The following is an 11,944-nucleotide window of genomic DNA, read 5'->3' as shown; positions in this document are numbered from 1 at the left end:
CTCCCCCATAAATGGGGGAGGAAGATGCTGCCATATGTCAGTGCTGAAGCTGCATGTGGCAGCGTCGCCTTCCCCCGCTTGCGGGGGAAGGCCGGGATGGGGGACGGCGGGCACAATCCCTCACAACCGGCTCAAACAATCGATCGCCACCGCTTTAAAACTGACAAAATCGGCGCAATCACGCAGACGCGCCATCGCCCTTTCGCGCAGGAAGGTGACGAACAGATCGTAAATCGCCATCGCCTCTTCATATTCGCTCTTGCTGATCGCCAGCAGGAAAATCACCGATGCCGTCTCCTCGCCCCAGCTTACGCCGTGCGGGGCCAGTACCGTATACACCACGGTTTTCTGCGCCAGTAAACCCAACGAGTGCGGCAGCGCAATGCCTTCGCCCAGCAGGGTACTGACGATCGCTTCACGCTCCTCAACCGACGGAAAGAAATCCGCATCGACATAGCCTTCAGCTTGCAGCTGATCGCACAGCAGACGGAACAGATCCGACTGCGCCATCGGCTTATCCAGCACCATAAAGTGCTGCGCGTCGAAGTACTTCTCCAGCATGTAAGGACGCGTACGATCCACCAATACCAGCTTGCCAAGCTGCTCAAGCTGGAATTCAGTGGGGAATGGCGACATCACGGCAATCGGCTTGTTCTTCTCCGTCAGCCGCGCGGTAGAGATCACAAAGTCTTCATCGATATGCTGGCGCAGCTCATAGTCGCGCTGTGATAGCCGCGCTGTCACTACCAGCTGCGGATACTTACGCAACAGTAGCGCTTCAATCATACGCAGCGTCGAGTTGCCGCTGTCGCACACCAGCAGCACCTGCGGATGGCGCTGATAGCCGACGTCATAATGCCGCTCCAGCCCGACGCCGATATGCAGCACCAGGAAACCGATCTCGTTCTCACTGATGGTGTAAGGCGTGTATTTTCCCCAGCTGGTCACTGCTGCCAGCGTCACATCGTAGGCCATCGGATAGTGCTGTTTAATGTTGCTCAGCAGCGGATTGGGAATATGAATCTGATAACGCACCCGGGTGATCATGGTTTTGATATGAGTGAGCAGATCGGCGCGTAGCTGCTCATCGTGCTGCAGCCGATAGTTGTAATGGGTGTTGATGTAATTCAGCAGGTAATCGACCAGCGCATCAGCATCATCGGCGTTGATGGTGCTGGGTGCCAGCGCCTGAATCTGACGCGCGGCGATGTTGACTCGCAGCCAGTTCTCTTCCGCCTGTGAAATCGGCTTGCCGACCAACGGACGCATCAGATTGATCAGATCCTGCGCCGCTTCGCGCACTTCGTCGCCCACATCTTCCGCGCCCGGATCGTTGAGGGGAAATCCTTCGCTGATGCGTCGCACCGCCACCGCGCAGTAGATTTGCAGATAGCGATCGCCCTCATCACTGAGGCGAATGGCATGTTGGGCAAAGCACTGCTGCAGCAACGGCTCAAGCTGGGCCAGAATGCCGCTTTGCAGCGCTTCCACCGTCAGCAACGGACTGTCTGGCGTCTCCTGGTCGATTTGCCACAGCAAATCAGTTAAGCAGGTGCGGATTGCCGCCTCGCTACCAAACAGCTTCATGCCGTAATGCGGTTTAGTTTCAATATTGAGGTGATAGCGGCCCAGCCATTCGCGTACTTCCGCCATGTCGCTTTGCAGCGTGGCGCGGCTGACAAACCACTCTTCCGACAGATCTTCCAGCTTGATGGAATAAGCGGCGGTGAGAAAGCGTGTCAGCAGATAGCGCACCCGCTCCTGTGAAGTGCGCGGCACCCGCAGCGGCGTGGCGCTCTCTTCCTGCAGCCGGCCAAAACGCGCCGCATCGTCAATTTTGAGCTGATATCCCGCGCCGCGCGCCAGCACAAACTGGGCGCCATGCTGCTCCAGCAGCGCGTTTAGCGCGGTGATATCGGTGCGCACCGTGCGCGTTGAAACGGAAAAGCGGCGTGCCAGCTCATCCTGCGGCAGCGTTTCATTTTGCAGCGCAGCGAAAAGCTGGGTCAGACGCTGATTGGGAAATCTCACGGAGCTCACCTGTTACTCATTTGTTACAGCAGTTTCTTGCACGTTGCCAGAAGCTGACGCACATCGTCAATGCGCGTGTCGCCCGTTGCGCTATCGATAATCGAACTGTAGACGTGCGGGATCACTTTGCTGACGCCCGCGTCGAGCGCGATACGCACAATCTCTTCGAAATTAGCGAGGTCGATGCCGCCGGTTGGCTCCAGCCAGAAGTCGTGACGCGCACAGGCTTCCGCCACCGCGCGATACTCATTCACCGCTTTCAGGCCGCCCATCGGGAAGTACTTCACCGAGCTGCCGCCCATGTCCTGCAGCATGGCGATGGCGCTATCAATCGGCACAATCGCGTCGGTGCCCTGCGAGCTGCGCGGACCGGTGGAGATTTTTACCAAGCCCGGCGTGCCGGTAGGTGAAATCAAGCCATTCACCACGGTTTGGCTCTGGCCGAGCAGCGCACGGCTGGTCGCCACGCCGGTGAACACCTGATTAACGTGCTGCGGCTGCAAAACTGCCGAGATTTCACTCACCATCGCCGACTGATTCGGATCGCCCGCGCCTAAGCCCACTGACAGCGCATTGTCGATCAGCGCCGCGTACTCGCGCATGTCGGCAATCGCTTCTTCATTGCTGGCGTAGTTTTTTGACAGCACGCCAACCAACACATGGCCTTCGGCAGCCTGCCAGATTTCATGCGCATTTTGTTTCGAACCGGCCAGCACGTTAAGGCACAGGCGGCCCTGATAGAAATTTGGGTTGAGACTCATGCGCGCGCTCCTCCGTTGATCAACGCCTGGATAGCGCTAAAGATGATGTGTAGCTGATCGGCGCTGACGCTGCGCACATCGGCTTCGATAATGCCTTCATTGGCTTTGTAGCCACGGAAATAGATGGCGATGTCGCCGGTTTTCAGCGCCTGCACCAGTTCGCCGGTTGGCCAACCGGTGACCGCTTCATCGAACTTAATTTCGGCACGCGCGATATCGCGTCCCGCCGCATCCCACACCACGCGTGCGCTTACGCCGTTCAGGGTGTTGAGGTTATCGATAAAGGGCGTCATGTTAGCCACCATCTCGGCACCGGTGGTTTTCGGCTGCACCAGATAGTTTTCAATTGCTTGTGTCAGACCGAGAATGCCCTCTTTGCCGACTTTCATCGCGCGGCCAATGCCGTTGCTTTGACGCTTCACCCACTCAACGTATTGCGTGCGGCCAATCACCAAACCGCTGGTTGGCCCTTCAATCGCCTTGGCACCGCTGTAAATCACCAAGTCAGCGCCCATTTGGTAGTAGCACTGCAAATCTTCCTCAGCTGCCGCATCGACGATCAATGGGATGCCATGTTGGCGCGCCACGACCGCCGCCTGCTCCACGCTGAGATGGCTTTTCTGCACACAGTGGTGCGATTTGATATACATCAGCGCCGCCGTGGTCGGCGTGATCGCTGCCGCCAGTTGCTCTGGCGAACATTCGTTGCTGTAACCGGCTTCGATCAGGCGACCGCCGCCCAGGGCCACCATGGTGCCAACCGGTGCGCCAAAGTTCACGTTGTGCCCTTTTGGCACCACGATATCGTGCGGTACGCTGAGCGGCGCGGCGTGCAGATTTTCCAGCAGCCAGTCGTTGTCCTTAACGATCACCGCCGCCACGCTCTGCGCGATGCCCGCTGAGGCGCACGATACCACCACCGCGTTTTCCACCTCCAGCAGTTTGGCGATGTAAGCGCCGGTCTTGTTGACCAGATCTTTCATCTCAAAGTAGTGATTCAAGCCATAGCTAACGGTATCAACCACATCAGCAGATGGCGTGGAAACGCCGAGAATCGTCATACGGCCAGACGCATTGATGACCTGTTTCAGGTCATATTTTTCATAAATCGAAGACATGATTGGCTTTCCCTTCATCAGTCAAATGCCAGTGACCCGCGATAACCACGGCCAGTGGCAGCACATGTTGCTCACCCAAAACCTGTTCGCCTTCAGCATCGACGAACGGGCGGGTTTCCTCTTTGACGGTAAAAATGGTCAGGTCGGCGTCATAACCTGCGGTTAAGCGCCCTTTGCCCGCCAGGCGCAGGCCCGCGGCAGCATTCGCGGTAACGCACGCGATAATTTGCGGCAGCGTCATGCCAATGCTGAAGAATTTCGACATCACGTGCGCCAGGCTATGCACCGGGCCGTTAATGCGGTTGCGGCAGTAAATGTCGGAGCTGATGGTGTCGGGCAGAATGCCCTGCGCGATCGCCTGACGCGCGACGTCGAAACTGAAGCTGGCTCCGCCGTGGCCGATATCCAGCTTCACGCCGCGCGCCATCGCGTTTTTCACCGCTGCTTTCAGCTCACCCTGCGGTGATAAGATGCGGTTTGGTTTGCCGTTGAAGCAGTGGGTAATGATGTCGCCAGACGTCAGCAGATCGGCGATCTCCTCCAGCACCGGCGGATTGTTGCCGATGTGCACCATCAACGGCAGATTACCTGCCGCCTGCTGAATGGCTTTGGCGCGCACCAGCGGCTGAATACCGTTTTCGCCTACCACGCTACTGCTCATACGCGCTTTCAGGCCGACGATAAAGTCGGGGCGACGTTTCACCGCCTGTACCACCGCATCGCCATCGATCTGCGCCATATCGGCCAGCTCGTTTTGCGTCACAATGCCGGTGCGGGAAATGTTGATCAGCGCGCGTACTTGGGTGGTCGCCGAACGCGTGAGCTGGTAAAAGTCGTCGATGTCATCGGCGCCGGTGCTGCCGGCGTCGACTACGGTGGTAACGCCTTGCGCTACGCCAATGGTATCGGCATCGTCGTGATAAATCGGGGATTTGGGATAACAGTGCACGTGGCTGTCAATCCAGCCAGCGCTGACGTAGTAGCGTCCCGCGAGATCGCGCTCCTGCTGTGCCGCGCCGCTCACTTCGCCGACGGCGGCAATTTTGCCGTGCTGAATGGCGATATCCACCAGCTGTTCGTCGCACAGTCGTGCGCGGCGCAGAATCAGATCAAACATGCTCACTCCTCTCATACAAACGCTCATATCGTAGCGGCGCGATTTATCGCGCAATAAATTGCGCCGCTACAGATGTGTGGGTCGTTAGAATTACGGCATTACAACGAAATCGGGAACATCGCACCCAGCGCCATCGCGCCAAGAATCGCGCCGCCGGTAATTGGCTTATTCCACAAGTAGAACAACAGCGCACCCACCAGCGAACCGAGACCGATGGGGATCGACGCGGCCATTGCGGAGAGGATAATCAATGGCCCAAGGAAGCGACCTGACGCGTTACCCGCGCCCATCATTACGTCCGCGCCGTAGGTTGAATCGCTCTGGTTGATGGTGAACTTACGCGCCAGGATGATCAGATAACCAATCGCTAAACCCACCACCAAACCGGTTGCCAGTGAGGCGGCAAAGTTCGCTACCGGAAACACGATACCGGCACCGAGCAGCAGCGCCGGCACGCCAAGGCCGACGCCGGTCTGGATCGCGCCGCCAATATCGAGAATCCCCACCAGCGAACCTTCGATAATGCGCGCGAACAGGAAGCTGGCGCCAAACGCCGCGACCGCGCCATACACGCCGGTTTCCATACCGGAACGCAGCATCGACACAAACGCCACTTCGTTAAACGCACCGATGCCGTACAGGTAATACATATGCGTACCGGCAAACACACCGGATGAGAGCAGGCCAACAAAAATCGGGAAAGACCAGTCGGCGTACCAGAACCCTTTGTTTTCGTTCTCGTTCATGCTGATGGCTCCTTATTTGCCGCTGACGCTGTTGTGGATCATATCCAGCCAGCCCGGAATACCCAGCTGGAAGGATTGCAGCAGTTTCATGTCGAAACCGCGGAAGAAGCCGCTCAAAGCAAACAGCAGCACGATGGCGAACATCATTACTTTGGTGACTTTGTTCCAGCCGCTCTCTTCCACGCCTTTACCAATCAGGATGCCGAGCACCAAACCTGGCACTGCGTTACCCATGATCAGCTGCGCCAGACCACCAAAAATGGTCGCCCAGAAGCCTGATTTCTTACCGGCATCAATGGCCGCCAGCCAGAAGATGACCGGCATCACGGTGTTCACCAGCAGGTTAGCCGCGGGCACCAGCACTTTGACTGCCGTAACCTGTAGCGCCGCCGGAACCGCTGATGCGGTGCTATTCAGGAAGGCCACCACAATCATGCCGATGATGCCGCAGGCGATTGCCATGCGTTTCGGGTTGTGCAGGGTTTCTGCCACGTTGCGATTTTTCACCATCAATGCCGCCGCGCCCCAGTTCGGCAGAATGCGGTGATCGACGTCCTGCGTGAAGGAGCCTGCTGCTACAGATGATGCCCAGGCGTTAAAGAAGAAGCCGAGACCAAAGGAGAAGTGCGATGCCGGATCGCCTTCACAGGAATTGAGTTCACCCAGGGTACGGAATGCGCCCATACCTTGGGTGGTCGGTGCGTGGAACATGCGCGCTGCGCCCGCTCCTACTCCGACGCCAACCAATCCACCAATGATTAACGACTTAAACAAAATGATTAAAAACATATTGTTGACCCTTTGTTGTCGTTTTTACCCTACACATGCGATGTCGGGCGGTTCTTTTAGGTCGCCGTAAATTCAACCTTCTCGGTGTCGATCACGGTGACGCTAACGGTAATCTCCAGCTCAACGCTGTAATTCCGTCGCTCGCGCGCGAGGAAGAAGAACAGAAACTTCTCCTTTCGCACGCTCTCCTGCGCGCGCAGCACCCGCACATCCATGGGTTCAATGCGCAACAGAATCTTTTGGCTGGTGCGCAGCACCTGCTGCTGCACCTTACTCAGCGCATCGGCAAAGGCTTTTGCTTTACTGTCGCCTTTGCCCTGCACCGTTACCTGGGTCTCGTATTGCTGTTTCATACTTAGCTGCCGTATTTTTTGTTCCAGGCCAGCACCAGACGCTCACCCAGCTCTTCTTTATCCATAAAGCCGAAGCCCAGCACGGTGGCACCTTCGTTGATGGCGGTGACGCCTTCGTCAATCGAACGCATACCGTGTTTGGCTTTGTAGCCATATTTGTTCTGCGCGGTAATCGCACCGGCACCGCCGCTGCCGCAAAAGGAGATGCCGAAATCGGCGTTTTCGGCTTTCATCACGTCACCCAGCTTCATGTCGGCTGCCACGCCTGGGACGACTACCGCACGACCACCGGCTTTTTCGATACCCGCCGCTACTTTCTGACCTTTACCCAGACGATCGCCAATCACTACAGTTACCATGTTCAATTCCTCTCGATTCACGCTTCATTCGCGCGGTAAGCGCGTCATTCGCTTAAATTATGCTTCGTTGGATTTCGCCACTTCGATATGGACCGATAACAGCCAGGCTTCCTCTTTTGGCAGATTGCCAAACAGATCAACGACCTGCTGCGCCAGCGCCATGGTTTCCGGCGAGATATCTTCAAACAGTTCAGCTTCCACCTCTGGCAGCGCTTCTCCCGTCAGGGAGCGCGATGCCATCGCACGGACATGTGAAGCCAGCATCTGCTGTTGTACGGCGTTGGCTTCGATATGGTGCGCGGCGTAGATTGCTGCAATTTGGCTTAACACCTTATCCGCCAGCGCCTGAATCGCTTCCGGCGTGCTCTGTTTCAGCGGGACAGCTTCACTCCTCACCTTGTTACTCCTGTTTACAGCGGACAATTACAGATAATTCGCGTTGAAAAGAAATTACGCTTTCCACTACAGGCTGTTGAGACGCATCTTTTCCACCTCAAAGTGGAAATCCCACGGGCGAGTGTGCGCCAGATCTCAGGACGCACAGAGTGTGCGAGATCGGTCACAAAATGCGGGAAGTGAGGGATTTATAGCGACTAAAGCGGTGAAACGGACAGGGACGGTGGGAAGAAATAAGGCCAGCCACTGGGCTGGCCGGGTTATCAGCGGAATTTCTTATGGTTGGCGTTGCGAATATCTTCCAGTTTCTTCGCTTCGGTTTTGGCTTCATCCAGCTTGTTAGCTTGCGCCAGCTGATCGACCACATCGATCTGTGCAATCAGCGAATCCAGGCCGGCATGATAATCCTTGATCTCCGCGCTATCGGCAGCCTTTCCTTCCAGTTTCTCTGGCGTAGACTGTTTTGCATCCGTTGCCGCCTGGCGCATTTTGCCCAGCGCGGTATGCATCTCCTGCGCGTCAGAGGTTTTCTTTACCACGCTCAGACCATCCTTAAGCGCGTCCATATCTTTTTCTAAATCGGCCGCAAACACGCTAGCCGAGGAGAACAACAGCGACAAAGACAACATTGCAATCACATGCTTATTACGCATTGGTATTTCCTTTTATTATTGTCGGGCCAAAAAAAAGCAGCCTCATGGGCTGCTTTCAGGAAGCGATGACTCTTATTGTCCGGCGATTTTCATCTCCGGCAGCAGCACCGAACCGCATTGTATATTGCTGCGGGTTTCAATGTCGTTACCGACAGTTACCATATTGAGCCACATATCCCTGAGGTTACCGGCGATTGTGATCTCGCTCACAGGGTATTGAATCTCACCGTTTTCGACCCAGAAGCCTGACGCGCCGCGTGAATAGTCACCGGTCATGCCGTTGATGCTGGAACCCATCATCTCGGTGACCACTAAACCGGTACCCATCTGCTTCAGCATGTCGTCAAAGCTGTGGCCCTGACCGGCAATGCGCCAGTTGTGGATGCCGCCGGCATGACCGGTGCTCTGCAAGCCCAGCTTACGCGCCGAGTAGCTGGTCAGTAGCCAGTTTTGCAGCACGCCATCTTTAATGATGTCACGCGATTGGGTGCGCACACCTTCGCTGTCGAACGGCGTGGAAGCCAATCCTTTCAGCAGATGTGGATGCTCTTCAATCGTCAGCCACTCTGGCAGAATCTGCTTACCGAGTGAATCGAGCAGGAAGGTGGATTTACGATAGACGCTGCTGCCGCTGATCATGCCAACCAGATGGCCAAACAGACCGGTCGCTACTTCCGGCGCGAAAATCACCGGCGCCTTCATGGTGGAGAGCTTGCGCGGTGCCAGACGTGCCAGCACACGACGGGCGCACTCTGCACCGACCCAATCTGCGCTTTTCAGATCGTCAAACGAGCGGCCAATGGTGTACGCGTAATCGCGCTCCATATTGCCGTCCTGCTCAGCAATGACGCAGCTGGAGAGCGAATGGCGGCTCGAGCAGTAGCTCTGCAGCATGCCGTGGCTGTTACCAAAGACTTTGATACCGACGTGGCTGTTGAAGCTGCCGCCTTCGGTATTGGTGATGCGCTTGTCAGCCTGCAGTGAAGCTTGCTCCGCCTGAGCCGCCAGTTCGATCGCGCGATCGGCATCGATCTCCCACGGGTGGTAGAGATCAAGATCCGGCGCGTCAAATGCAAGCAGATCCGGATCGGCCGGTGCGCCGAACGGATCCACCGAGGTGTAGCGCGCAATATCGATCGCCGCCTGCACGGTGCGTTTGATGGCATCCGGGCTGAGGTCGGTTGAGGAGGCGCTGCCTTTACGATTTTGATGGTAGACGGTGATGCCAAGCGCACCATCGCTGTTGAATTCGACGTTTTCCACTTCGCCATAGCGGGTACTGACGCCGATGCCGGTGGTTTTCGTGACCGCCACTTCAGCGCCATCGGTGCTGGCTTTTGCCAATTCCAACGCCTGCGCGACAGCCTGTTCCAACACTTTACGTTGTTCTGCAACCTGAGTAGATACGTTCATCGACCTGCCGTCTAATCTTAAGTATGAATGAATTGAGTCTATCAGACTCAGAGAACAATTTCGCAGTCGCCCGATAAACTGGTAGGATTAGCCTCTTTTTTTTAGGGAGCCATGAGATGACCAAGCAGCCCGAAGACTGGCTCGACGATGTGCCGGATAATAATGACGAAGAAGATGAAGAGATTATCTGGGTCAGCAAAAGCGAAATTAAACGCGATGCCGAAGAGCTAAAACGCCTTGGCGCCGAGCTCGTTGACCTGGGGAAAAACTCGCTCGACAAAATCCCGCTCGACGAACAGCTGCGCGACGCGATTGAACTGGCGCAGCGTATTAAGAAAGAAGGCCGTCGCCGTCAGCTGCAGCTGATCGGTAAGATGCTGCGCTCCCGCGATGAAGATCCAATTCGTCAGGCGCTGGATAAGCTGAAGAACCGTCACAACCAACAGGTTGCGCTGTTCCACAAACTTGAGATATTGCGCGATCGTTTAATCGAGAAGGGTGATGATGCCGTAGCTGAGGTGTTTAACCTCTATCCGCATGCCGATCGTCAGCAGCTGCGCAGCATGATCCGCAACGCGCAGAAAGAGAAAGCCACCAATAAGCCGCCAAAATCCGCCCGCCTGATTTTCCAGTATCTGCGCGAGCTGGCAGAAGCTTAAGTTCTCTGCGCTTTACCCCTCACCCTAACCCTCTCCCGCAAGCGGGCGAGGGAATGTTTAGGTGGAGCTTCATTGTCACATCGGAGCTCGATCGGCCCCTTCTCCCGCAGGCGGGAGAAGGTTGGGATGAGGGGAAACCCGCACAATTACCGCCCTAAACGCTCCAGCAGTTTCTGGTGAATACCACCAAACCCGCCGTTACTCATCACCAGAATCGAATCGCCTGGCTGGGCTTTTTTCGCCACCATCTCGACCAGCGTATCGATATCCGCACTCCACTGCGCCGGTTGGATGCATGCTTCTGCCACATCGGAAACCTGCCACGGAATATGGTGCGGCTGGAACAGGAACACTTCATCTGCACGGCCCAGCGAAGGCGCTAGCTCATTCTTGCTCACACCCATCTTCATGGTATTGGAGCGCGGTTCGAGTACCGCCAGAATGCGCGCCGTGCCGCCCACTTTACTGCGCAGCGCCGCCAGCGTGGCGAGAATCGCGGTTGGATGGTGAGCAAAATCGTCATACACCTTGATGGCATTCACTTCACCACGCAGCTCAAGACGACGCCGGGCATTAATAAAGCTGCTCAGCGCTTCACCGGCATCCACTGGTTTCACACCGACATGACGTGCGGCCGCAATCGCCATCAGCCCGTTATGCATGTTGTGTTCGCCCACCAGCGCCCAGTTCACTTCGCCGACTTTCTCGCCGTCGAGCCAGATTTCCCAATGTGAGGAGTCGGGCGTCAGCTTTTTCGCCTGCCAGTGACCGTTATCGCCAACGGTTTCCTGCTCGCTCCAGCAGCCCATCGCCATCACTTGCTTGAGGTTGTTATCGTGTTCCGGCAGCAGGATTTTTCCCTGGCCCGGCACGATGCGGATCAGGTGATGGAACTGCTTCTGGATCGCACGCAGATCGTCAAAAATATCCGCGTGATCGAATTCGAGGTTGTTGAGGATCAGCGTGCGCGGGCAGTAATGCACAAACTTGGAACGCTTATCAAAGAACGCGCTGTCGTACTCATCCGCTTCGATGACGAAGAATGGACTTTTTCCTAATTTTGCCGAAACGTCGAAGTTTCCTGGCACCCCACCGATGATGAAGCCGGGTTCAAGGCCGCAAGCCTCGAGAATCCACGCTGCCATGCCGGCTGTGGTGGTTTTACCGTGCGTTCCGGCTACCGCCAGCACCCAACGATCGCGCAAGACGAAATCGTGCAGCCACTGCGGGCCAGAGAGGTAAGGAATGTTGCGCTCCAGCACCGCTTCGACACAGGGATTGCCGCGCGTCATCGCGTTACCAATGATCACCAGATCCGGTTGATGGTCAAGCTGGCTGGCATCGTAACCTTCTGTCAATTCAATGCCTTGCTGCTCCAGCAACGTGCTCATCGGCGGATAGACATTGGCGTCTGAGCCGGTCACTTCGTGTCCCAGCGAGCGTGCCAGCATCGCCAGTCCGCCCATGAAAGTGCCACAAATCCCGAGGATGTGAATACGCATAAAGAGATCCATTACTCAAAAGTTCGGCGCACAGTGTAACGCCGAGT

Annotated in this window: 13 protein-coding genes; 1 reads left to right on the top strand and 12 read right to left on the bottom strand. The window is 56.4% G+C overall.

From position 1 onward, the window contains the following. Positions 1-120: 120 nt before the first annotated feature. From PMI17_RS20190 to pmbA, 11 genes are all read right to left on the bottom strand, one after another. On the bottom strand, positions 121-2,031 hold the full coding sequence (locus PMI17_RS20190; protein WP_007892195.1) for a transcription antiterminator: 1,911 nt from the start codon (positions 2,029-2,031) through the stop codon (positions 121-123). A 23-nt stretch (positions 2,032-2,054) separates the two neighbouring features. Next, positions 2,055-2,792, bottom strand: coding sequence for a KDGP aldolase family protein (locus PMI17_RS20185; protein WP_007892194.1), 738 nt, complete (start codon positions 2,790-2,792; stop codon positions 2,055-2,057). Beyond that, the gene (locus tag PMI17_RS20180; protein ID WP_007892193.1) at positions 2,789-3,910 is read right to left on the bottom strand and encodes a DgaE family pyridoxal phosphate-dependent ammonia lyase; all 1,122 of its coding nucleotides are present in this window, start codon (positions 3,908-3,910) and stop codon (positions 2,789-2,791) included. Before PMI17_RS20180 ends, PMI17_RS20185 begins: the two co-directional genes overlap by 4 nt. Then, on the bottom strand, positions 3,894-5,027 hold the full coding sequence (locus tag PMI17_RS20175; RefSeq protein WP_007892192.1) for an amidohydrolase/deacetylase family metallohydrolase: 1,134 nt from the start codon (positions 5,025-5,027) through the stop codon (positions 3,894-3,896). Before PMI17_RS20175 ends, PMI17_RS20180 begins: the two co-directional genes overlap by 17 nt. Positions 5,028-5,125: 98 nt before the next feature. After that, positions 5,126-5,773, bottom strand: a complete 648-nt coding sequence (locus tag PMI17_RS20170) for a DUF4310 family protein (protein ID WP_007892191.1) — start codon at positions 5,771-5,773, stop codon at positions 5,126-5,128. Between the two features lie 12 nt (positions 5,774-5,785). Beyond that, the gene (locus tag PMI17_RS20165) at positions 5,786-6,562 is read right to left on the bottom strand and encodes a DUF4311 domain-containing protein (protein ID WP_007892190.1); all 777 of its coding nucleotides are present in this window, start codon (positions 6,560-6,562) and stop codon (positions 5,786-5,788) included. A gap of 56 nt (positions 6,563-6,618) precedes the next feature. After that, positions 6,619-6,915 (bottom strand): DUF4312 family protein, encoded by a 297-nt coding sequence (locus tag PMI17_RS20160; protein ID WP_007892189.1) that lies wholly within the window; start codon positions 6,913-6,915, stop codon positions 6,619-6,621. Positions 6,916-6,917: 2 nt separating this feature from the next. Next, a complete protein-coding gene (locus PMI17_RS20155) occupies positions 6,918-7,280 on the bottom strand; it encodes an SFCGS family glycine-rich protein (protein WP_085982498.1) in 363 nt (120 codons plus the stop codon). Positions 7,281-7,331: 51 nt separating this feature from the next. Continuing rightward, positions 7,332-7,670 carry a glycine dehydrogenase gene (locus PMI17_RS20150; RefSeq protein WP_007892186.1) on the bottom strand — a complete coding sequence of 113 codons (339 nt, stop codon included), beginning with the start codon at positions 7,668-7,670 and terminating at the stop codon, positions 7,332-7,334. Positions 7,671-7,933: 263 nt separating this feature from the next. Further along, a complete protein-coding gene (gene cybC, locus PMI17_RS20145) occupies positions 7,934-8,323 on the bottom strand; it encodes a cytochrome b562 (protein ID WP_007892184.1) in 390 nt (129 codons plus the stop codon). A gap of 72 nt (positions 8,324-8,395) precedes the next feature. After that, the gene (gene pmbA, locus PMI17_RS20140; protein ID WP_007892182.1) at positions 8,396-9,736 is read right to left on the bottom strand and encodes a metalloprotease PmbA; all 1,341 of its coding nucleotides are present in this window, start codon (positions 9,734-9,736) and stop codon (positions 8,396-8,398) included. Between the two features lie 116 nt (positions 9,737-9,852). Here pmbA and yjgA point away from each other — a divergent pair, with 116 nt between their 5' ends. Further along, positions 9,853-10,395 (top strand): ribosome biogenesis factor YjgA, encoded by a 543-nt coding sequence (yjgA, locus tag PMI17_RS20135; RefSeq protein WP_007892180.1) that lies wholly within the window; start codon positions 9,853-9,855, stop codon positions 10,393-10,395. 146 nt (positions 10,396-10,541) lie between these two features. Here yjgA and mpl read toward each other — a convergent pair whose 3' ends face one another. Next, positions 10,542-11,897 carry a UDP-N-acetylmuramate:L-alanyl-gamma-D-glutamyl-meso-diaminopimelate ligase gene (gene mpl / locus PMI17_RS20130; RefSeq protein ID WP_007892179.1) on the bottom strand — a complete coding sequence of 452 codons (1,356 nt, stop codon included), beginning with the start codon at positions 11,895-11,897 and terminating at the stop codon, positions 10,542-10,544. Positions 11,898-11,944 lie beyond the last annotated feature (47 nt).

This window comes from Pantoea sp. GM01 (assembly GCF_000282675.1).
Lineage (GTDB): Bacteria > Pseudomonadota > Gammaproteobacteria > Enterobacterales > Enterobacteriaceae > Pantoea > Pantoea nemavictus.
The sequence above is the reverse complement of the archived record's forward strand: the minus strand, read 5'-3'. Positions and strand labels throughout refer to the sequence as shown.